We start from the raw sequence: 17125 nt of genomic DNA on the forward strand, positions 1-17125 counted from the left end.
TGGGAGCACTTCGTATGAGTGAAGTAGCCGTTTTGGCCCAAAATTCGACCGAAGACTGGGAGTTGCCATCGCGCGGCGTTGTCGGCATGCTGTGTCTCATCCTCGCGGAAGCTGCCATCTTTCTGATCTTCGTAGTGGCCTACGTCTACTACCTTGGCAAGAGTCTCAGCGGACCGACGCCTCGACAAGTTCTTGAGCTCCCCATCTTCACAACGATCTGCCTGTTGTCGAGCAGCCTCACAGTTCATCTCTCTGTCATCGCCGCCAGGCAGGAACGACGAACCAATACGTCGATTTGGCTTGCCGCTACTGTTGCCCTTGGCGGCATCTTCATGGCAGGTACGGCGCAGGAATGGTATCGGCTGATCTATCGGGATGGACTCACGATTCAAACCAATCTTTTTGGCACAACGTTCTACTCGCTTGTTGGTTTGCACGCTACCCATGTCGCTGTAGGCCTGGGAATGCTGAGCCTTGCATTGTTCTTTTCACTCACTGGCTCGTTGAATGTCAGACACGCGGACAGATTGGAAGTGTTGTCTCTCTATTGGCACTTCGTAGATGCAGTCTGGGTCGTTGTCTTTCTGATCGTCTATGTGCTCGGCAGATAAATAGCAGTCGGACGTCCTATTAGGAGAGATCATGCACAGACACACGGGGTCATCCGAAGTGAGAATTCTGCAGGTTCCATCCCCGACACCGTGGCCAATGGTATTGGCTCTTGGTGTGGCGCTGATGCTTACCGGGCTTGTTACCAATGCGGTCATAGGGATACTTGGCTTGGTACTGGCTTTTGCGGCGAGCATAGGTTGGTTCTTTCAGGTTTTCCCACATGAGTTGCATGAAGCGATCGCAGTGCGTCCTGAACGGGTTGCCGTCTTCAGCACTCGCACCTTGACAAGACGCGCTTCGGATAGCGGATCGCATCGCAAGATCCTTCCGACCGAGCGATTTCGATTCACGACAGGGCTTCGCGGGGGCATTGCAGGCGGTATGGCTATGACTCTCCCAGCCGCGGTCTTTGGCATTCTTCGCTATCACAGTGTCTGGTACGCTCCCAATCTTCTTGCTGCCGGTGGCTTCGTGAGTTGGGTCGGTGCAAGTGACGGTTTTCTGAGCGAATTCCACACGCAGGGACTGTTGGCAGGACTTGCCATCCACGTAATGGTGTCGTTGTTGGTGGGCCTTCTTTATGGCGCGCTTCTACCGATGTTTCCTCGCTACCCGATCATTACAGCCGGCTTTATGGTTCCAGTCCTATTTACCGGGATTTTGTATTCGGTATTGGGAATCGTCAGCCCAATCCTGAACGAACGCATTGACTGGTTCTGGTTCGTGCTCTCGCAACTTGCCTTCGGATTGGTGTGCGGTTTCGTGGTGAATCTTCACGCGAAGATCCGTACCCCGCAATACCAAGCGCTTCCCTTCGCTATCCGCGCGGGGATTCACTCGGATCAGGCAGCGCTACATGGAAACGACTCAGGTTCCCGTGAAGAGGAGAACCCTGCCAAATGAGACTCTTTGCAGTCGCACTCTCCGCTCTTACATTCAGCATGGCTCTTGCTAGTACAGGATGTTTGGAAGCCCCCGGCAAACCGAAGCCGGGAAACGAAACCGCTCGGCCAGGACAGGTTCTCGATGCAAAGGTGCTCTACCAAGAAAACTGCGCAGCCTGTCATGGCGAGAATGGACGGAACGGAGCGGCCATTTCGCTGGCGAACCCCGTCTACCTGCAGACTGCTGGCTCTGAAACTCTTCGTCGGATTACAAAGAACGGCGTCCAGGGTACGATGATGCCGGCATTCGGTAAAAGTTCCGGAGGATTACTCACGGATGAGCAGATTGATCGCCTGACCGAAGGAATGCTTCAGGAATGGGCCAATCCCAGCCTGTTTGCCGGACAGAAGCCCCCCGAATACGCGGCATCGAGTCAAGGCGACCCAATCCGTGGTAAGCAAGCATTTTCCCTATTTTGTGGTCGCTGCCACGGTGTCGATGCTGACAAAAAGACTCCAAGCGAGGGATTGCGTCCAAGTGCGGCAGGGACCATCATTGATCCCACCTACCTAGCCCTCATAAGCGACCAGGGGCTTCGAAGCCTCATCATTGCCGGTCGTCCAGAGCGAGGCATGCCTGATTGGCGTAACGATCTGCAAGGGGCAAATGCGCGTCCGATGACGGACCTCGAGATTACCGACGTGGTTGCCTGGATAGTTTCCCACCGCACCGACTCGCCAGGTCAACCTTATCCAAATCATCGATAGGGAATTCAACAACTACGGATTGACGGGAAGCAAGGGAGACAGTCATGAGCGAATCTTCAGCTAACTCAGGGACTCTAGGTCCAACGGAACCAACTTCAAGTGATTCAGCAAACATGGAGGCATCAGGCGACACAAAAAACCTAGCGCACTCGCGCAGAGTTTTTCTATTCAAGATATCTCTGGTCCTCAATGCAGCGGTCGGAACGGTTCTTGCGATACCCCTTGTAGGCTACCTGCTTGGTCCAGCCGTCAGGAAGAGCTCAGACCCAGGCTCATGGATCGACATTGGTTCCCTTGATGCCTTTCCGGTAGGCGAGACTCGACTCGTTGAATTCCAGAGCCCTCTTCAACGTCTTGGCGACGGAGAAACCGGCAAGGCAGCATGCTGGGTGCGGCGGGCCTCCGATCAGCGATTTCAGGTGTTCGCAATCAATTGCGCACATCTCGGCTGTCCCGTGCGATGGTTTGCTCAATCTCGACTCTTCCTTTGTCCTTGCCACGGAGGAGCATATTACGAGGATGGAACTCGCGCCTCTGGCCCTCCGGAGCGCGGCCTCTTTGAATATAGAGTTCGAGTCAACGGTGATTCGCTCCTCATTCACGCCGGCAATATGCCGACATTGGCGACTCAGGCATCCTGCGGTCAAGAACCCTTAATCCAGATTGAGCCGGTCCTAACCAAACGGAGGACGACACCATGGCAAGCTTGAAACAATCAGCAGAGCGAGATCCCGCAAGTCCATACATCAAGGTCTTGAATTGGATCGAGCATCGACTCGGCCTCATAAAACCATTAAGCGATGCCGCTGCTCATCCAACGCCATCCAACAATGCGAGTTGGCTGTATGTGTTTGGCAGCGCCGCGACCGTGCTCCTTATTCTGCAAGTGATGACGGGGATTCTTCTCGGACTCGTCTACAGCCCGTCAGCCAGCGAAGCCTGGGATAGCCTGCAACTCCTGAATCACTACGCCCCACTTGGATGGTATCTTCGTGCGCTGCACGGTTGGGGATCTGAATTCATGGTGGCAATCGTGCTGCTCCATCTGGCTCAGGTCTTTCTGTTTGGAGCGTACAAATTCCCTCGCGAACTCACTTGGATGGTGGGTGTCGTGCTTCTGTTGCTCACCTTGGGCATGGCTTTCACGGGCCAAGTCCTCCGCTTCGATCAGAATGCGTACTGGGGTCTTGGCATCGGTGCGTCGATAGCAAGCCGTATCCCCATAGTCGGGGAGCCTTTGGTACATCTTCTGCTCGGTGGCCCGATCCTTGGCGCTGCAACGCTATCGCGATTCTTTGCTCTCCATGTCTTTGTCATTCCAGGCATTTTGCTTGCTGGCGTTGGCGCCCACATCTGGATGGTGTTACGTCACGGTGTCAGCGACTGGCCGATGCCAGGTCGGATTGTGAGTAAGGCAACTTATGAACGCGAGTATCGGGAATTGACCAGCAAAACAGGTATCCCGTTTGTTCCAGACGCTGCCTGGAAAGATGCAGTCTTCGCTGTCGCCATCCTGCTATCGGTAATGGCATGCGCTTTCTTCTTTGGCCCGTTCGGACCCGGAGGTCCACCAGATCCGACGATCATTCAAACCGCACCGAAGCCAGATATAGCGTTCCTATGGATATTCGCCATCCTCTCGCTGCTACCGCCCTCCCTGGAAACACCCATCATCCTGACTGCCCCCATCCTCTTCATCGCTGCGATGCTGTTACTTCCGGTATTTGCTGCCCAGGGTGAACGTCATTGGGCTCGGCGCCCTGTCGCCGTGCTCACACTCGCAGTCATAGCAGTCACCTTGGGTATCTTCACCCACCTCGGGACATATGCGCCATGGAGCCCGGTGATGGAAGCGTGGGCCAGTGATCCGGTCCCAGTCAGGTATCTACACAATCGAACTCCCCTCGAGGGCCAGGGTGCAATCGTTCTGCAATACAAACAGTGTCGAAATTGCCACGCTCTCGACGGAGTTGGAGGCTTACGCGGTCCCGCGCTCGACAACGTCGCGACAAGGCTCACGGAAGACCAGATCATTCGTCAGGTGCTCCAGGGGGGCGGCAATATGCCAGCCTACGGCAATGCACTGAGCCCAGCGGAAACAACGGCCTTGGTTCGTTTCCTTGTCACCATGCGAAGCAACTACCAGGCACCCGCCGTGGATGCTTCTCGTAACCTAACTATGATCGATCCCAATATCCCCGGCGCCGATGCAGCTCCTCTCCGGAAGGAGCGGTAATCCATTGTCCGACGCTATCCGTGACATCTTCGCGGACTGGGAGTTTCCCGTCCTACTGACCCTATGCATCGTTATGGCTGCAGTTGTGTATCTGCGAGGCTGGATTGAGATCCGCAAGACTCGTGCCAACCAGTTCTCCGGAGCGCAGTTGTGTTTCTTCCTTTCAGGCTTGGCTGTGCTTTGGCTGGCTATCGGGTCACCGATGGATGGTTTTGCAGACGCCTTGCTGAGCGCGCATATGATCGAACATCTCCTGATCATGTCAGTGGTGCCTCCGTTGTTGCTACTAGGGACACCGGTTGTTCCTCTCCTGCGCGGTCTGCCCGCGGGCGTTCTCAAGCGAGTATTCGCGCCTGTGATCCGTTTGAAAACTGTGCAGCAATGCCGACATTGGATTGCAGCCCCTGTGCTCGCCTGGCTGGGGATGAATCTCACATTCCTCATATGGCATATTCCCGCGGCCTACGACTTTGCCCTGGAACATGAGGTATGGCACGCTTTCGAGCATTTATGCTTCCTTGCGGCTTCTCTACTCTTCTGGTGGCACATCCTGCAACCTTGGCCGTACAGGAGAGGCCGACGGGATTGGAAAATCATTTTGTACCTTGTGTCGTCGGACATAGTTAACACTTTACTATCAGCTTTTCTCGCCTTTTGTGATCGACCAGTCTATCGCTACTACATCGATCATCCGAACGCGTTTCAAGTATCGCTTTTGCAGGATCAGGTGCTAGGAGCGGTGATTATGTGGGTACTCGGATCGCTGGCTTTTCTGATCCCTGCCATTGCAATTACAGTGCGCCTCTTGCATCCAAGTCGACTCCTTCAACCCGAAGGTTCAGTGTAACGTCACGCGCAGATTAACCCAGCGCTTCGGCTTGGGCGTTCCAAATGAGGATGCGTTCAAACCACACCCTTCAGTTCGGCAGCGCCTGGTCGGACGAATCGCTTTCCTGATCGATTACCGATGGCTCGGGAGGTGGCAAGCTTCGTTCTTGCTCGGTAAAGTCGGGATTTAGTGGCAGCGGTTGAGATGTCAAGAATGCCAGCTATCTCAAGGACGGAACACTCCCTCATAACTCTGATCTCCACTACTTCCCTCAGATTCGGAGGGAGCTTCCCGATCGCTTGTGCGAGTGTCTGATACTTCTCCCTTTGCTCATAAGACTGCTCGGGATTGGGCTTCGAATCGCGCATCTCGAACAGGGGGATCTCCCCCTCCTCTTCTGTGACCAAGTGAAGTGGAGTCTCTGGGCGTGCTCGCCTCTTCCGTAGAATCATGAGCGAGGAATTGATGGCAATACGTGTCAGCCAGGAATAAAAATTGGCTCTGCCTTCAAATCTGGAGAGTGCCATGTAAGCCTTCAGAAACGATTCTTGAAGTGCGTCCTCGGCATCTTCTCTGTTCCGAGTAATTGAGAGGACCGTCCTGTAGACTCTTCTTGCATATAGGCTGCGCAATTCGGCAAAAGCAGAAGCAGAACCCGCCTTGGCTGCTTCAACAAGCTTCTCATCCCGGTTCAAAATGCGGATTGGCTCGACCGTTGTAAGATCTGGTTCAGTCGTCTTCAGATTCATGGGATAACTCCTGGAAATGGCTGGAATGGTTGAGATACGCGAAGTCATAAAATGACGAATTTTCAACATCTGGAACTCGAAGTGATCAGGCAGTGAAGGCGGCATACTCGAAAATCTCGTGCCGGTACCACGCTTTCAGCGAGTCGAGGCAAACTACATTCATGGCCGCAAGGCGTTTGTGTGCCATGTCGACCATCTGTTCTACGTTTGAGTCGGTCATACCCATAAGCAAAGAGCTATCTCGCTTTGAATAGTTGAGTACCTCTCTCAAGAAGAATGCCGTCCTCTCTGGCCAAGGAAGCCTTATAACTACTGCGACGGGATCGCTGTCCGGCGGACTGAGGATAGCCGAGTCGCTAGTGCTCGATTGAGGACACTTCTGAGCATGAGCAATCGCACTTCCGGCGACGGTTCGCATCGTGAAAGCAAACTCAAAACCTGCCGCTATGTGTGCGTTCTCCACCTCTCTAAGTGCCTCCATAAGCACGGCCTCCGCACATTTCTCACAACAGAGCAAGACTGTGGCTGCCAGCCGGAAGCGGTTGTACTGAGGGGCAAATGACCGGTCCACTTCGTTCAAATCATTAGCTTCCATGACGATCGCCTCACCAATTTGAAATCTAGGGAACTACGGAGGAAGCGATACACGGTCAATCTCCATGACCAGGTGCATTACCCCATCGGTATTTCGGCTAATGTCAGTTTCAGTGGGCAATCTGAAAAGAGATAGCCTCATTCGAACGCCAGGAAGACCCCTCGTTCGGGTCATTCTCAGGCACTCCCTTTGCCGAGCCATACCGGCAATTCTCTAATCTCAATGGGAGCCAGCGTGTAAACGGTGGACGTGCCCTCAAATATATGTAGGAAATACTTCAACCTCCAGCACTCTCAGAGACCGTCAAAATGTCAATGGAATGTGCGCAATGCAGCGGCTGGAGGGATCAGCCGCTCATAAGAGCCTATTCCGCATGACGCTGCGCCGATACTAAAGAGCCGCCAGAAGGCGCGAAGAATGGACGTATACCCACCTCATAGCATCGCGACCAGGTTCCGCATCCCTCGAGTTAGGTTTTCGTCCACTTTAAATAAATCGCTTTATTCCTTGTCGGATGAAGGATTACTATTCCTATGGTTAACGCGGGCAGGGACTTCCGGCACCAAGCCGGCCCAGCCACGCGGACCTGTTTCTAGAGGTGCGTCATGAAGGTAATTGGAATTGTGCTGCTATTGGGAAGCAGCTTCTGTTTTGCACAGGATCCGGCTAACTTCAAGCCGGCAGCCTCAAATGTGCTGGATGCGGAGTATCCGAAAGTGGGCACTACGTCGCGCGTGCAGATTCGGTTTAAAGCGCCGGATGCCACCAAGGTGAAGCTAAATTTCTGGAGCGGTCCTAAGGTCGACATGGAAAAACAGGCAGACGGATTTTGGACCGTCACAACGCTTCCTATGGCTCCGGGGCTTCACTACTATGCAATCAACGTGGATGGCGCCGACGTCAATGATCCTGGCAGTACGGCCTACTTTGGCGGAAGCAAATGGGCCAGCGCCGTCGAGGTGCCAGAAGCCGGAGCAGACTATTACCTGCCCAGAGACGTTCCCCATGGACAGGTCCGCGAGATCTGGTACCACTCCAACGTGACGGCAACCTGGCGGCACGCGCTGGTGTATCTGCCTCCCGCCTATGACACGGCCAAGACCCGCTATCCGGTCCTGTATCTGCAGCATGGTGGCGGAGAGGATGAAAGCGGATGGGTCAGGCAAGGCAAAGCGAATTTCATTCTTGACAACCTGATCGCCGCCGGAAGCGCGAAGCCAATGATCGTCGTGATGGCCAACGGGTACGCCACTCGCGCCGGATACGTGGTTCCCGACCTTACCGGGTCGTCTTTTGGCTCTCCGGAATTTATGAAGGTGATGCAAGAGCGCATGGGCGCGTTCGAAGACGATGTCACGCAGGCGCTCATTCCCTTCATCGACTCAAACTTCAGGACAGTCGCCGATCGTGAGCATCGTGCCATGGCTGGCCTCTCCATGGGTGGGATGCAGACGTTTCAAGTGACCTTCGACCACCTCGACTTGTTCTCATACATCGGCGGATTCAGCGGAGCAGCCAACCCATTTGCGATGGGCGATAACAAGCTGGATACGAAGACGGCGTTCCATGGAGCGATGGCCGATCCCGCTGCTTTCGCCAAACGAGTTCACCTGCTATGGATCGGCGTTGGGACCAACGAGCCGGAGCGTATGAAGGCAGGGCTCGAGAAACTGCATGGCTCGCTCGAGGAAGGAAAGATTCAACACGTCTTTTACGAGTCTCCCGGTACTGACCATGAATGGCAAACCTGGCGCCGTGACTTGAAGGACTTCGCACCGCGACTGTTCTAGCGCGAGCCATGGACGGGACCACGCAGTACGTCGAAAATGAGGCAGGAAAATCCGCAGTCTGAGGGACAGGCGGTGGCAGTCTGATTCGTATCGTAGAGTTTTGTGGGGTTGGAATTTCGGACTTAGCTTTTAAGTCCTTTACTTTCTGGCTCCTCAGGTAGGACTCGAACCTACAACCCTTCGGTTAACAGCCGAATGCTCTGCCATTGAGCTACTGAGGAGTGACTCGCTTGAACGGTCTCTGGCAAGACCCGGCGACCTTCTAAAAATATCAAAATCCGTGACTTGCGTCAAAGCGTCGCTGCTGGAGACGATCTGAACCGGTCCGGTTGATGATCCGTCTGCCCCTCGACCGTAAAACCTACGCTTTCGTCCCCACAGACTTCACAGCCTTTGTTTCCTTCGCTTCGGCGGCCAATGCTGCCCGGGCGGCCGTCGCAGCGCTCGCACCGGACAATAGCGCCCCCTGGATAGACGCTGTGGTCACATAATCGCCGGCTAGGACTATCCCGTTGTCGACCGGCGCTGGCCTCGCAGCAACGTGGCTTGACTGCATGGGCAACGCGTGGGCGATCGGGTAGCCCGCCAGCACTCCCCAGCCATTCACCTGGTTGCCGAACCACCGCCGCATCTGCGTCCGTACTTCGCTTTCGAGCACAGCCATCGCCTCGTCCGTCTCCGGAGCGGAGCCGACGATGTTGGCGCAGATCAGATGCGCTCCGGGCGGCGCGTACGATGGCGAAACCATGCTCATCACTGCCAGATGGTTTACCGGCCCGGCTGTCGGCCCGTCACCGTTCAGCACGATCACCGGCTCATCGACCGGAGATGCAGTCGCCGCGTAATAGATCGTCGTGGTCCGGTTCCAGATGCGCGCCGGGGCAGCTCCTGGCTTGCGGACACCTGCCAGCAACGCCTTCGCCTCCGGTTCGCGCGCGGCCATCACCAGCTGCGGAGCCCGGATCGTCCTGCCCTCGCCGATATCGCCGATCTGGATAAGCCAGCCCGTCGCCGTCTTCTCCATCGCAGTCACTGGAGCGTTGCACTGGACTACGTCCTTTGGCAGCGCTGCAGCCATCTGTATCGGAATCTGCTCCATGCCCAGTTCTGGCACCGCGGCAAAGCCGGTTGCGAAGATCCCAAACAGCCAGCGAAACCACCGCGCCGAACTGGTCAGGTTTTTCTCAAGAAAAATTCCGCCAAAGAACGGCTCAAAGAACCGCTCGATAATCGACTGCGAGAATCCCGACCGCCGCAGAAACTCCCGCGTGGTCTGTTCCGGCAGATTGAAAATGTCTGCGTCCGAACCCTTCAGGCAGTCTTTACGAAGCTTTGCGACGCGCAGCTTGTCGCCCAGCGGGATAATCGTGTCAAAAGCAAACGAAATCGCCTTTTGCAGTTCTCGATTTGGATCAGCAAAGCGATGAAAGCTGCCCGCCTGCCGCACCAGCGCTCCGGGCATAAAGTTCCTCAGGCTCAGCGCCTCGTAATCCAGCACCCGCTGCGCCTCGGGATATCCCGTCAGCAGCACTTGGAATCCGCGATCCAACCGGAAGCCGTCGATGACATCGGTTCGTATGCGCCCGCCGGGAGCGTCTGACGCCTCCAGAACCTTTACTTTCAGTCCAGCGGCTGTAAGGTCACGCGCACAGGCTAATCCAGCCAGCCCTGCGCCGATCACAACCACATCCAACTCGGCAGGGACCACCACTGGCTCCGCTGCCGCCGTTTCCGTTTTCGTTTCGATCGTCACCGCTTGAGTATACGGCTCTCACCGATCGCGATTTGCGCAAACCGCAACATCGCGACGGCCATGCAATGGATTTTAGAGGCGAAGACAAAGAGAATGAAATAAAGGGGGGGGGAGGGGTATTTATTTTTCTTTCCACTCCGGGGAATCGTCTCGATTTCGCCTGAAACTTTGGTTTTTTCTATTATGCGCTTTTGGATAATAAATATACGCAACTTCCGCCGAAATCATTTGCGCCCTCGGGACGATGCACCCTTCCGGCCCTACCCTCGCCCTTCGCTTCCTGACTGGCAACAATCAAGCTACTGCGGGGCGGCGCAAGGCCGGTTTGAGTTGAGCAACATTAATACAGCAGCACAGCGACGCGATAGCCGCTGAAGACCGGCCCGCTGCCGCCGCTGCCCTGAGGAGCGCAAGCGCCCACGGTCCCCTGCTTGAAGACCCCGCTGCTCAGCTGCTGCTGCAGTTGCGGCGGCAGTGTGGTGATATCCGCGCTCTGCCAGCGCATGAGAAAACGCGGCTTCATTCCCGGACCAGTCGATTTGTCGGACGTATCCTCCTGCGCGCAGTAGGTTCGCGCGGCGGATGGATCGCCGGTCAGAGTGACTCCCTTATCGGTCAGCTCCTTGCCAACCGCCTTCTCCACATCCTCCGGGCTCATCGCCGTCACGCCAATCGAATAATCCGCTACGGCGTAGATCAATCCATGCGAAGGTACGAGCGCCACACCAATGTGGTCGATCTTCGGATTAAGCATGTTGTCGTGGTGCGCCTGCGACTTCATCCAGCCCTGATGGACGTGCGCGCCAGAGTCAGCTACGGCGATGTTTTCCTCGATCAGGCTGAAGCGCGCCCCAGCCTTGGCCGCGCGCTCGGGGAGATCGTCTTCCCCGCCGTAGCGATGCGCAATCGCTCCGCCCTCCTTGACCATCCACTCAGCATGCGCCCTGGCCGCAGCGGCCAGTCCCGGATCCCAGGTGAGCGGCTTTAGGCCGGCTTCTTCACGCGCCATGTTGGTCAGCTCGATGAGCGCCTTCTCCTTCTCATCCTGCGCGCTGGCATAGGTGACAAAGGCCATCACCGCCAGCAATAGCAGCAAAACGCCGGCGATGGGTTTCAGGATTCGGTGCGGTCTTTTTTGCATCTCTACTTCCGAGCGAAATGACTCCATTGGAACAGTCCTCCCGAACGCATCAAGCCACACCGCCAGATCACGATATCCTGACCATAGCCCATGGCAATAGCGTCGACAATACAAACTTGGATGCGCCGTCAGCCCCTCGCGGCCATCGGTCTCGTTCTGCTTTTTGTATTTGTCATCGCCGGGCTCTTTGCGCCCATTCTCGCACCCGCAAATCCAGCGCACATTGACCTGCTACACCGCCTTGAAGGTCCCTCTGTAGCTCACTGGTGCGGAACCGATGAGTTAGGCCGCGACACGCTCAGCCGCCTGCTGTGGGGCGCCAGGCTGTCATTGACGATTTCCGTTTCCGTCGTCAGCGTCTCGCTCGCCCTTGGCCTGGCGATCGGAGGCCTGGCCGGATACAAAGGCGGATGGATCGACCACGGCCTGACCATCTTCGCCATGAACACGTTTCTTGCCCTGCCTGGCATCCTGCTAGCCATTGCATTCGCTGCGTTCCTCGGCCCCGGCTTCCAGAATCTGGCACTGGCGCTGGCCATCGGCGGCTGGGCCGGATATGCACGGCTGGTACGCGCGCAAGTGCTCTCCGTAAAGGAGCGCGAATACGTCGAAGCTGCGCGTGCCCTCGGAGCAGGCGGCATGCGCATCTTCTTTCGCCACATCCTGCCGAACATGATGCAGCCGCTGATGGTGCAGGCGGCCATCGGCATGGGCGGCGTCATCCTCGCCGAAGCAACGCTCTCGTTCCTTGGCCTCGGCGTCCCGGCGCCCGCGCCCAGCTGGGGGTCGATGCTGAACGATTCGCGCTCGCACTTGTTCGACTCGCCGCATCTGGTTCTCTTCCCTGCCCTGGCCATGGCGCTTGCCGTTCTCAGCTTCAATTTTCTTGGCGATGCGCTGCGCGACTATCTCGATCCGCATACACGCATTCAGATGGGACTTTGATCATGCGCATCGGCGTCATCTCGGACACACACGGACTCTTTCGCCCGCAGATTTTGCCGCTGCTGAAGGGCTGCGATCACATCCTGCATCTGGGCGACGTGGGCGATATGGAGATCCTCAACTTCCTCACCCGCACCGCACCAATCTCGGCCATTCGCGGCAACGTCGACACGCATGGCCCATGCGCGCGCCTGCCTGAGACCGAAGTCATCCCCCTCGGTAGCAAAGACTTCTACATGCTGCATAATTTGCAGGATCTCGATCTCGACCCGGTTGCCGCTGGCTTCGCTGCGGTCCTCTACGGACACAGCCACAAGCCGCTGATCGAGTGGAAGCGCGGCGGGCTCTATCTGAACCCCGGATCATGCGGACCGCGCCGGTTCAGCCTGCCTGTGACCATCGCGCAGATCACGATCAGCGACGCAGGTGAACTCACTGCAGAAATCCTGCCGGTAGCGATTCCCGATTAGGTCAGGATCAGATCAGGATCAAACAAGGCCCAGTTTCTGATCCGGCCGCCGAGCTTTCCAGCGGTAGACCTTGAGTGAGTTCCGAAAGAAGTATTTGCTGACCGCGTCGGGGCCTTTCGCCGTCACGTAGGTGCGAACAATCCCCAGCGTCTCTGCGTATCCCGCGACATGGTCGCTATTCGGCCAATCGCTGCCGAAGATGACGCGATTCTCGCCGAAGATCTCCCAGAGCGGATCGAGCTTTTCGCGGTAATAGGCTGGGTTCGTGATCAGCTTGCCGTTCTCAACGACCGGCACTTCCGAAATCTTGATCACCACTCGCTCATTCTGCCCAAGCTCTTTGAGATTGGCCCAGAACTGCTTTCGCGCCTCGGCATCCTCAGGAATCTTCGCATTCGGCAGATGATCCACAAGGATGCGAAGCTCCGGAATCTGCTGCGAAAGACTCAGCAGACCCTCGACGAGACGTGAATCGGGATTGGCGCTTTCGAAGATCAACTCCGCAGCAGCGACCCGACGCACATCCTCCACAAACCCCGGCTTCTTCAGGTCAGCGTAGAGATCATGGTCCCAAAGATTCCCATACCGTATGCCAAGAAACAGCGGATTGCCGTGCAGCCGTGCCAACTCTGCCGCAAATGTACTCGCACCCGGCACAAGGTTGCCAATCATGCCCACCATGCGATCGTTGGCAGCACACTGCGCCAGCACCCAATCGTTATCGCTTTGGAGCGGGCTGGCTTCGATGGCAATCGCGCCCACCACGCCCACGCCGCGTGTCACCTGCGCATGGCGCGCGGGCAGCGCGGGCTCGTAGAGCACGGCATCGTCCTTCAGCGGCCACACCACCCCGCCCGGCCGCGTCGGATCGAAGAGGTGGATGTGCGCGTCGAGAATCGGATACCCGGGCCGCGCCGCCGAGCCGAAACCATCGACCGCATGAGCAGCCGCCAGACTCGCTGCCGCCTTCAATACTTCCCGCCTGTTCATCCTCTTCACGCCTCGCCGCTGGAATCAATTTCCATAGAGAAATACTTTCCGGAAGTCCGATGCTAGCGACCGGCCGGAACGAGTGTCAACACTCGCTCTGCTACACTCCGCCCATGCGCTATTTTCGATCCGCATTCGTGGCCGCTCTTGCTGCCTCTGCGCTTGTGTCCGCCGCCCTGGCTCAAACGAAGGCGGATGTCATCTACTTCCACGGCATCATCCTTACCGGCGAAGGACTGAAAGACGGGAAGCCGCAGCTCGTCTCCGCCCTCGCCATCACGGATGGGAAAGTTATCGCGGTGGGAACGGACCAGGAAGTGAAGCGCCTGGCAGCCCCAAAGACAGTGCTGCGCGATCTCAGTGGCGGGTACGTCATGCCGGGGCTGAACGATGCACACGTGCATCTCGGCGGCGCGGGCCAGACCAAGCTGAACGTGGACCTGACCGGCTCCGCGTCGCTCGCCGAAATGCTGGAGCGCATTCGCGCCAAAGCAGCCACCAGCCCCGCGGGGCATTGGCTGACCGGCGGCGGGTGGGATCACACGCTCTGGACTAACAAGACGCTGCCCACACGCCAGGACCTCGACAAAGTCACCGGCGATCATCCTGCGCTACTGGAGCGCATCGACGGGCACATCGCCGTCGCCAACACCGCTGCGCTCAAGGCTGCGAAGATTACTGGCGCAACGAAGGCTCCGCAGGGCGGCAGCATCGATCTTGACGCGGCTGGAGAACCGACCGGCATCCTGCGCGACACGGCCATGGAGGAGTTCGAAAAAGTGATTCCGCCGCCTACGCATGAGGACCGCGTGCAGGGGCTTACGCTCGCTATTCAGGATGCGCTCGCTCACGGTCTCACCAGCGTGCAGGACAACTCCGAGTGGGAAGACTTTCTTGTCATGGAGGAGTTGGAAAAAGAGGGCAAGCTGGGCCTTCGTGTCAGCGAGTGGCTAGCCTTCGCCGAGCCGGTCGACGAGCTGATCGCTCACCGCGCCCATCACGATCAGAACGATCCGATGCTCCACACAGGCATGCTCAAGGGCTTCATGGACGGGTCGCTGGGCTCACGCACGGCTGCGCTCAAAGCTCCGTATGCAGATGATGCGAAGAACTCCGGCCTCGCGCGCTACGACCAGCCGAAGTTGAATGCCATGGCCATCGAGCGCGCCAGGGCAGGATTCCAGATCGGGTTTCATGCCATCGGCGACCAGGCTGCCGCGATGGCGCTCGAGGCCTTTGCGCAGACTTACGACGCCTGCCCGGAGCTACCCGCGCAGGACAAGAATCCCTACAAGGTGGAGCGCTGCTGGCCGACGGTGGCACGAGGCCATCGCGACCGCATCGAGCATGCGCAGGTTGTCGATCCGGCGGACATTCCGCGCTTCAGGAAGCTTGGCGTCATCGCCTCCATGCAGCCCAACCACCTGCTCACCGACATGAACTGGGCTGAGGATCGCCTCGGCCATGATCGCGCCGCCTACTCCTATGCGTGGAAGGCCTATCTTGACCAGGGAGTAGTGCTCGCCTTCGGCACCGACTATCCGGTCGAGCCGGTCACGCCGTTTCGCGGCCTCTACGCTGCGGTTACGCGAGCGAATGAGGCGGGGACAAAGACTTACTTCCCCGAAGGCAAGCTCACCCGCGCGCAAGCGCTCTGCGCCTACACGCAGGGCTCGGCCTACGCTGAATTCGCGGAGAAGACCAAGGGCAAGCTGGTGCCCGGCTATGACGCCGATCTCATCCTGCTCGACCGTAACCTGCTGACCATCCCTGCTCCGGAGATCCTCAAGACCAAAGTCCTCGAAACCATCGTCAATGGCAAGACGGTATATTCCGCCAAATCTTAGGACTTCTTGCTCAATGTACATTTTGTGCATACAATCAACGGAGATTGGATGGCCTTTGAGTGGGACGAGCTAAAGGCGGAAGCAAATTTCAAGAAGCATGGTGTCCGGTTTCCGGAAGCTGAGCCAGTCTTCGATGATGACTTTGCCATCACGATTTCAGATGACGAATCGGATCCCGCCGAGCCGCGCTTCGTGTCGATCGGGACGGGCGCAAAGAATCGGGTTCTCGTGGCGGTCTACTGTTTTCGCGGAGCAAACATCAGAATCATTTCGGCAAGATTGGCAGAGCCCCATGAACGGAATCTCTACGAGGAAGAAAGATGAAGAGCGCTTACGATTTCAGTAAAGGCAAACGCGGCCGCATCACGCCGCCAGCCCCTGAACCTGCAGGCAAGACCCGCATCACCATCCGGCTCGATGAAGATATCGTTGACGCCTTCCTGAAAGAGTCCCAGCAATCGGGCGGCGAAGTGGGATATCAGACGCTGATCAACAATGCCCTGCGCCAGCACATCGAAGGCAAGGCTCCAAAGCTTGAAGACACATTGCGCCGAATTCTGCGGGAAGAGTTGAGTGCCGCCAGCTGATGAAACTGCGCGCGTACCTGCTTATGCTCATGGTCGTTTTCGTTTGGGGATCGACCTTTGTTCTGATCAAGGACGCGCTTGCGGACGCCACGCCGCTGGCCTTCAACCTGGTGCGCATGGCGCTGGCTTTTGCCATCCTCGCGGTGGCCTACCGCAGCCACTGGCGGCAGATCACGCGCGGCCAGCTCATTGCAGGAGCCGTGGTCGGCTTCTTCCTCGCTGCAGGGTACCAGTTTCAAACCGCTGGCCTGGTCAAGACGACGCCCTCGAAATCCGCATTCATCACCGGCATGGTTGTAGTGCTTGTGCCTTTGCTATCCGCGATTCGGATCATTCGCCCACCCGGCGCGAAAGCTCCGCGCTGGAATGCCTTCATCGGAGCCATTCTGGCCTTTGGCGGCATCCTGTTGCTGACGCTTCCGGCCACCTCCGCCGGACTGCTGCCCGACTTCACCAGCGTCAACGTCGGCGACGTGCTGACCTTCGGCTGCACGATCGGTTTTGCCTTCCACTGCCTCACGCTCGGGCATGCTTCGCCGCGGATTCCGTTTCAGCCGCTGGCGCTGCTGCAGATCGGCTTCTGCACCGTCTTCATGGCGCTGAGCATGCCGCTGCTCGAACACCCGCACCTGAACCTGACCCCTCGGCTCGCCATCGCAGTCGCTATCGCAGCAGTGCTGGCCACTGCGGCTGCCTTCTCGATCCAGAGCTGGGCACAGTCCATCCTGCCCACCACGCACACCGCGCTCCTGATGACCATGGAGCCGGTCTTCGCATGGATCACGTCGTTCCTGATCCTGCATGAGAAGCTTGGCCTTCGCCCGGCCTCCGGAGCGATTCTCATTCTCTGCGGCATCGCGATCACCGAACTGATCCCGCAGCCGCACGTACCGACCGCGCACGAAGCGTAGCCTTCGCCCGCGAGGCAA

The 17125-nt window shown here is 57.5% G+C and carries 19 protein-coding genes and 1 tRNA gene; 13 read left to right on the forward strand and 7 right to left on the reverse strand.

The window, feature by feature from the left end; translation table 11 throughout:
- Window positions 1–14 precede the first annotated feature (14 nt).
- The 3 genes from AC5S27_RS16000 (at window position 15) to AC5S27_RS16010 (ending at window position 2264) form a co-directional block, all read left to right on the forward strand.
- Entirely contained in the window at window positions 15–611 is a 597-nt protein-coding gene (locus AC5S27_RS16000; protein WP_493935569.1) for a cytochrome c oxidase subunit 3, read from the forward strand.
- A gap of 97 nt (window positions 612–708) precedes the next feature.
- Window positions 709–1515 (forward strand): hypothetical protein, encoded by an 807-nt coding sequence (locus AC5S27_RS16005; protein WP_493935570.1) that lies wholly within the window; start codon window positions 709–711, stop codon window positions 1513–1515.
- Window positions 1516–1577: 62 nt separating this feature from the next.
- Window positions 1578–2264, forward strand: coding sequence for a c-type cytochrome (locus AC5S27_RS16010; RefSeq protein ID WP_493935571.1), 687 nt, complete (start codon window positions 1578–1580; stop codon window positions 2262–2264).
- Window positions 2265–2536: 272 nt separating this feature from the next.
- Here the strand turns inward: AC5S27_RS16010 and AC5S27_RS16015 are convergent, their stop codons facing one another.
- Window positions 2537–2737: a hypothetical protein gene (locus AC5S27_RS16015; RefSeq protein ID WP_493937362.1), complete on the reverse strand. Its 201-nt coding sequence runs from the start codon at window positions 2735–2737 to the stop codon at window positions 2537–2539.
- Between AC5S27_RS16015 and AC5S27_RS16020 the strand changes: the two genes are divergently transcribed.
- From AC5S27_RS16020 to AC5S27_RS16030, 3 genes are read left to right on the forward strand one after another with little or no spacing between them, the layout of a single operon-like run.
- Entirely contained in the window at window positions 2684–2974 is a 291-nt protein-coding gene (locus AC5S27_RS16020; protein ID WP_493937324.1) for a QcrA and Rieske domain-containing protein, read from the forward strand. The two genes, AC5S27_RS16015 and AC5S27_RS16020, sit on opposite strands and share 54 nt — an antisense overlap.
- Window positions 2962–4500, forward strand: a complete 1539-nt coding sequence (locus tag AC5S27_RS16025; RefSeq protein WP_493935572.1) for a cytochrome b N-terminal domain-containing protein — start codon at window positions 2962–2964, stop codon at window positions 4498–4500. The genes AC5S27_RS16020 and AC5S27_RS16025 overlap by 13 nt, the downstream gene beginning before the upstream one ends.
- Before the next feature lie 4 nt (window positions 4501–4504).
- Window positions 4505–5347 carry a cytochrome c oxidase assembly protein gene (locus AC5S27_RS16030; RefSeq protein WP_493935573.1) on the forward strand — a complete coding sequence of 281 codons (843 nt, stop codon included), beginning with the start codon at window positions 4505–4507 and terminating at the stop codon, window positions 5345–5347.
- Between the two features lie 56 nt (window positions 5348–5403).
- On the opposite strand, the gene AC5S27_RS16035 is transcribed toward AC5S27_RS16030, so the two are convergent.
- Window positions 5404–6078: an RNA polymerase sigma factor gene (locus AC5S27_RS16035; RefSeq protein ID WP_493935574.1), complete on the reverse strand. Its 675-nt coding sequence runs from the start codon at window positions 6076–6078 to the stop codon at window positions 5404–5406.
- A gap of 85 nt (window positions 6079–6163) precedes the next feature.
- The gene (locus tag AC5S27_RS16040) at window positions 6164–6673 is read right to left on the reverse strand and encodes a hypothetical protein (protein ID WP_493935575.1); all 510 of its coding nucleotides are present in this window, start codon (window positions 6671–6673) and stop codon (window positions 6164–6166) included.
- Window positions 6674–7278: 605 nt separating this feature from the next.
- Between AC5S27_RS16040 and AC5S27_RS16045 the strand changes: the two genes are divergently transcribed.
- Complete coding sequence (locus tag AC5S27_RS16045; protein ID WP_493935576.1) at window positions 7279–8463, forward strand: alpha/beta hydrolase-fold protein; 1185 nt, start codon at window positions 7279–7281, stop codon at window positions 8461–8463.
- Between the two features lie 146 nt (window positions 8464–8609).
- Here the strand turns inward: AC5S27_RS16045 and AC5S27_RS16050 are convergent.
- The 3 genes from AC5S27_RS16050 to AC5S27_RS16060 all read right to left on the reverse strand — a co-directional run bounded on the left by AC5S27_RS16050 (window position 8610) and on the right by AC5S27_RS16060 (window position 11357).
- A tRNA-Asn gene (locus tag AC5S27_RS16050) sits at window positions 8610–8684 on the reverse strand.
- Between the two features lie 140 nt (window positions 8685–8824).
- On the reverse strand, window positions 8825–10216 hold the full coding sequence (locus AC5S27_RS16055) for an NAD(P)/FAD-dependent oxidoreductase (RefSeq protein ID WP_493935577.1): 1392 nt from the start codon (window positions 10214–10216) through the stop codon (window positions 8825–8827).
- A 340-nt stretch (window positions 10217–10556) separates the two neighbouring features.
- Window positions 10557–11357 (reverse strand): CAP domain-containing protein, encoded by an 801-nt coding sequence (locus AC5S27_RS16060; RefSeq protein ID WP_493935578.1) that lies wholly within the window; start codon window positions 11355–11357, stop codon window positions 10557–10559.
- Window positions 11358–11477: 120 nt separating this feature from the next.
- Here AC5S27_RS16060 and AC5S27_RS16065 point away from each other — a divergent pair, with 120 nt between their 5' ends.
- Both AC5S27_RS16065 and AC5S27_RS16070 read left to right on the forward strand, forming a co-directional pair.
- Window positions 11478–12302 (forward strand): ABC transporter permease, encoded by an 825-nt coding sequence (locus tag AC5S27_RS16065; protein WP_493935579.1) that lies wholly within the window; start codon window positions 11478–11480, stop codon window positions 12300–12302.
- A 2-nt stretch (window positions 12303–12304) separates the two neighbouring features.
- Window positions 12305–12772 (forward strand): metallophosphoesterase family protein, encoded by a 468-nt coding sequence (locus AC5S27_RS16070; protein ID WP_493937325.1) that lies wholly within the window; start codon window positions 12305–12307, stop codon window positions 12770–12772.
- A gap of 18 nt (window positions 12773–12790) precedes the next feature.
- Here the strand turns inward: AC5S27_RS16070 and AC5S27_RS16075 are convergent, their stop codons facing one another.
- Window positions 12791–13762, reverse strand: coding sequence for an amidohydrolase family protein (locus AC5S27_RS16075; protein WP_493935580.1), 972 nt, complete (start codon window positions 13760–13762; stop codon window positions 12791–12793).
- Window positions 13763–13899: 137 nt separating this feature from the next.
- On the opposite strand from AC5S27_RS16075, the gene AC5S27_RS16080 reads away from it, so the two are divergent.
- The 4 genes from AC5S27_RS16080 to AC5S27_RS16095 are packed head-to-tail and all read left to right on the forward strand — an operon-like array spanning window position 13900 to window position 17107.
- Window positions 13900–15609, forward strand: coding sequence for an amidohydrolase (locus tag AC5S27_RS16080; protein ID WP_493935581.1), 1710 nt, complete (start codon window positions 13900–13902; stop codon window positions 15607–15609).
- 48 nt (window positions 15610–15657) lie between these two features.
- Window positions 15658–15933 (forward strand): BrnT family toxin, encoded by a 276-nt coding sequence (locus AC5S27_RS16085; protein ID WP_493935582.1) that lies wholly within the window; start codon window positions 15658–15660, stop codon window positions 15931–15933.
- On the forward strand, window positions 15930–16196 hold the full coding sequence (locus tag AC5S27_RS16090) for a BrnA antitoxin family protein (RefSeq protein WP_493935583.1): 267 nt from the start codon (window positions 15930–15932) through the stop codon (window positions 16194–16196). The genes AC5S27_RS16085 and AC5S27_RS16090 overlap by 4 nt, the downstream gene beginning before the upstream one ends.
- A complete protein-coding gene (locus AC5S27_RS16095) occupies window positions 16196–17107 on the forward strand; it encodes a DMT family transporter (protein WP_493935584.1) in 912 nt (303 codons plus the stop codon). The genes AC5S27_RS16090 and AC5S27_RS16095 overlap by 1 nt, the downstream gene beginning before the upstream one ends.
- The last annotated feature ends 18 nt before the right edge of the window (window positions 17108–17125 follow it).

The organism is Acidicapsa borealis, from assembly GCF_059115245.1.

Coding starts and splice junctions, on each gene's coding strand:
- AC5S27_RS16000 (WP_493935569.1), top strand. CDS start 15: ATGAGTGAAGTAGCCGTTTTGGCCCAAAATTCGACCGAAGACTGGGAG.
- AC5S27_RS16005 (WP_493935570.1), top strand. CDS start 709: ATGGTATTGGCTCTTGGTGTGGCGCTGATGCTTACCGGGCTTGTTACC.
- AC5S27_RS16025 (WP_493935572.1), top strand. CDS start 2,962: ATGGCAAGCTTGAAACAATCAGCAGAGCGAGATCCCGCAAGTCCATAC.
- AC5S27_RS16035 (WP_493935574.1), bottom strand. CDS start 6,078: ATGAATCTGAAGACGACTGAACCAGATCTTACAACGGTCGAGCCAATC.
- AC5S27_RS16040 (WP_493935575.1), bottom strand. CDS start 6,673: ATGGAAGCTAATGATTTGAACGAAGTGGACCGGTCATTTGCCCCTCAG.
- AC5S27_RS16045 (WP_493935576.1), top strand. CDS start 7,279: ATGAAGGTAATTGGAATTGTGCTGCTATTGGGAAGCAGCTTCTGTTTT.
- AC5S27_RS16060 (WP_493935578.1), bottom strand. CDS start 11,357: ATGCAAAAAAGACCGCACCGAATCCTGAAACCCATCGCCGGCGTTTTG.
- AC5S27_RS16065 (WP_493935579.1), top strand. CDS start 11,478: ATGCGCCGTCAGCCCCTCGCGGCCATCGGTCTCGTTCTGCTTTTTGTA.
- AC5S27_RS16070 (WP_493937325.1), top strand. CDS start 12,305: ATGCGCATCGGCGTCATCTCGGACACACACGGACTCTTTCGCCCGCAG.
- AC5S27_RS16075 (WP_493935580.1), bottom strand. CDS start 13,762: ATGAACAGGCGGGAAGTATTGAAGGCGGCAGCGAGTCTGGCGGCTGCT.
- AC5S27_RS16085 (WP_493935582.1), top strand. CDS start 15,658: ATGGCCTTTGAGTGGGACGAGCTAAAGGCGGAAGCAAATTTCAAGAAG.
- AC5S27_RS16090 (WP_493935583.1), top strand. CDS start 15,930: ATGAAGAGCGCTTACGATTTCAGTAAAGGCAAACGCGGCCGCATCACG.
- AC5S27_RS16095 (WP_493935584.1), top strand. CDS start 16,196: ATGAAACTGCGCGCGTACCTGCTTATGCTCATGGTCGTTTTCGTTTGG.